Origin of the sequence: Candidatus Frankia nodulisporulans, from assembly GCF_902806475.1 — a bacterium.
Classification (GTDB): Bacteria; Actinomycetota; Actinomycetes; order Frankiales; family Frankiaceae; genus Frankia; species Frankia umida.
On the sequence record NZ_CADCWS010000387.1, the window covers coordinates 1 to 2,706 of the forward strand.

Consider the following 2,706-nt stretch of genomic DNA (forward strand, 5'->3'; position numbering starts at 1 on the left):
CGTGGTGCGAGCGGCCGGGGTGGTACGGGCGGCCGGGGTGGTGCGGGTCGCCGAGGATCTGCTCATGCTGCGGCTCGCGTCATCGCCATCCTGCCTGACCGGTAGGCCGTGCGGCCTGACCGACTCGTCCGTTGTCCTACGGATCGGTACGTCCGGGGTGGCGGCGCATCCTCGGGGGTCCGGCATGCGGCGGTACCCGAACGGCGGGGGTGGCTGGGGATAGGGGGAATATCCGGAGGAACCTCCAGATTCGTTCGGGCAGTTTCACTCCGGGAGGACAGGCATGGACATCGGCCTGCACATCGCCGACTTCACCTGGTCCGGCGGGCCGTCGACGCTCGCGAAGGACCTCACCCGGGTGGCGACCGCCGCCGAGGACGCCGGCTTCACCAAACTGAGCGTGATGGACCACGTCTGGCAGATCACCGGAGTCGGTCCGCCCGAGAACGACATGCTCGAGGCCTACACCACGCTCGGTTACCTCGCTGCCCGCACGTCCCGCATCGAGCTGCTCGCCTGGGTCACCGCCGTGGTCTACCGCGAGCCGGGACTGCTCGCCAAGATGGTCACCACGCTCGACGTTCTGTCCGAGGGACGGGCCTACCTCGGCATCGGCGCGGCCTGGTTCGAGCAGGAGGCCCGCGGTCTCGGCCTGGACTTCCCGCCCACCGCCGAACGCTTCGAACGCCTCGAGGAGGCCCTCGAGATCTGCCTGCAGACCTGGAGCGACTCGGACGCCCCCTACCAGGGCAGGCACTACCAGCTCGAGCGCACCCTCGGGGTCCCGCGCCCGCTGCGCCGCCCGCACCCGCCGATCCTCATCGGCGGCGGTGGCGAACGCAGGACCCTGCGGCTAGTCGCCCGTTACGCCCAGGCCTGCAACCTCTTCGGCGGCCCCGACGTCGCCCACAAGCTCGACGTCCTGCGCGCGCACTGCGCGGACGTCGGCCGCGACTACGCCGAGATCGAGAAGACCGTCATGATGCCGCTGGACCCCGGGCCCGACGGCAAGCACATCGACGACCTCCTCGACCGGCTACGCGCCCTGGCCGCCCTTGGCATCACCCACTGCCACGGCTGGGTCCCGGGTGTCGACGCCATCCGCCCGCTGGACCTGCTCGCCGAACGCCTCATCCCCGTCGCCGCCACCTTCTGATCATCCTCGGGATCACCGGATGACGCCTTCGGGCCTCCGGTGATCCGGGCCACCGGGCCGCGGACATGCGGGCGGGGAAGCGGGTCCGTTCGGGGGAGTGCGCGCGGGTGGGATGAGGGGTAGTGATCAGGGCATGTGGTCGAGCCTGAAACGAGCGGTGTCGGGGCGGGGACGGGCCCGCGCGGCGAACGACGGTGCCAGCGGCGGTGGCAAGGGCGCGGCGGGGGTCGCCGGTGGCACGGGGGCGGTGGGCAGCGAGGCGTGGAATCCGACGGGCTGGTGGTGGTGCATGGATCATGGCCGCCCGGAGAATCCGCCGGACGCGCCGGGGCATCGCCGGCTCGGACCGTACGACAGCGCCGAGCAGGCGACCAACTGGCGCCAGCGCCTGGACAACCGCAACGAGCAGTGGGACGAGGAGGACCGCCAATGGTCCGCCGGCCCCGACCGCTGACGGGCCGGACCGCTGACGGGCCGGACCGCTGACGGGCCGGATGGCCTGAACGGGTCAGTCGGGGTGGGAGCGTGGGCCGGGGCTCGCGCCGTCCACCTCGGCGGAGCCGGCGAGGCGTAGCTTGCGGGCGGCGCGTTCGTAGAAGGTGGTGTGGCCGAGCCGGACGACCTCGACGGCGCCGGGGCGCGGGTGGACGGTCATGGTGGCGCCGGCGGTGAGGTGGCCGACGACGGTGCCGTCCACCTCGACGGCCAGGCGGGCGCTGCCGGACAGGACGTCCAGCGCCAGGCGGTCGTGCACCGACAGGACGATGCCCCGGTTGAACGCCGAGTGCGGTGCGACCGGGGTGACCAGCAGGGCCTCCACCGACGGGCTGACGATCGGGCCGCCTGCGGAGAAGCTGTAGGCGGTGGAACCGGTCGGTGTGGACACCACCACGGCGTCGGCGGCGTAACGGACGAAGGGCCGTCCGTCCACGCGCAGTTGGACGGCGGCGCTGCCACCGTGGCCGGGGACGCGCACGACGGCGATGTCGTTGAAGGCGGTCGCGGTCATGGTGGCGATGTGGGCGTCGACGGCGAGGCGCGGCTCGACGGTGTACTCGTGGCGGTCGATCGCGGTGAGCGCGGCGGACAGTTCGGGGACGTCCACTTCGGCGAGGAAACCGAGCCGCCCCAGGTTCACGCCGAGGACGGGGGCCCGGCCGGCCTCGGCCAGACGCATGGCGCGCAGCATCGTCCCGTCCCCACCGAGGCTGACGAGCAGGTCACTGCGCTCGGCGAGCCCCGCCGACTCGACTGCCACCGCCGCGCAGCGCAGCCGCTCGATCTCCCCGGCGACCCCGAGAACAGTCACCCCACGCGACGCCGCCCAGCTCAGGATCTGCTCGACCGCCAGTGTCGAATCCCGCTGTGGATGCAGCACCACCCCGACCGTGCGCACAACCGTCCCCGTCCCCGCTGCGACTGCCACTGCCCTTCCCACCGGCCACCGGTCGTCCCAGCAGGCTATTCCTGCGCGGCGGACGTGACACCCGGGACCGGGGCCGCGTCGGGATCCCAGGGGCGCGGCTCGGCGGGGACGGCGGGTAGTGGTG

Annotated in this window: 4 protein-coding genes; 3 read left to right on the plus strand and 1 reads right to left on the minus strand. The window is 72.8% G+C overall.

All coding sequences use genetic code 11. From position 1 onward, the window contains the following. The 3 genes from G6R24_RS23005 to G6R24_RS20035 all read left to right on the plus strand — a co-directional run. On the plus strand, positions 1–223 hold a 223-nt coding region (locus G6R24_RS23005), incomplete at its 5' end, for a hypothetical protein (RefSeq protein ID WP_225438836.1). Positions 224–283: 60 nt separating this feature from the next. Next, entirely contained in the window at positions 284–1,156 is an 873-nt protein-coding gene (locus G6R24_RS20030) for an LLM class F420-dependent oxidoreductase (protein ID WP_163550699.1), read from the plus strand. A 112-nt stretch (positions 1,157–1,268) separates the two neighbouring features. Further along, the gene (locus G6R24_RS20035; RefSeq protein WP_225438838.1) at positions 1,269–1,610 is read left to right on the plus strand and encodes a hypothetical protein; all 342 of its coding nucleotides are present in this window, start codon (positions 1,269–1,271) and stop codon (positions 1,608–1,610) included. A gap of 54 nt (positions 1,611–1,664) precedes the next feature. On the opposite strand, the gene G6R24_RS20040 is transcribed toward G6R24_RS20035, so the two are convergent. Continuing rightward, positions 1,665–2,582, minus strand: coding sequence for an NAD(+)/NADH kinase (locus G6R24_RS20040; RefSeq protein WP_225438840.1), 918 nt, complete (start codon positions 2,580–2,582; stop codon positions 1,665–1,667). Positions 2,583–2,706 lie beyond the last annotated feature (124 nt).

Excerpts from the sequence above, each read along its gene's own strand:
- G6R24_RS20030 (WP_163550699.1), top strand. The coding sequence starts at position 284 with ATGGACATCGGCCTGCACATCGCCGACTTCACCTGGTCCGGCGGGCCG.
- G6R24_RS20035 (WP_225438838.1), top strand. The coding sequence starts at position 1,269 with ATGAGGGGTAGTGATCAGGGCATGTGGTCGAGCCTGAAACGAGCGGTG.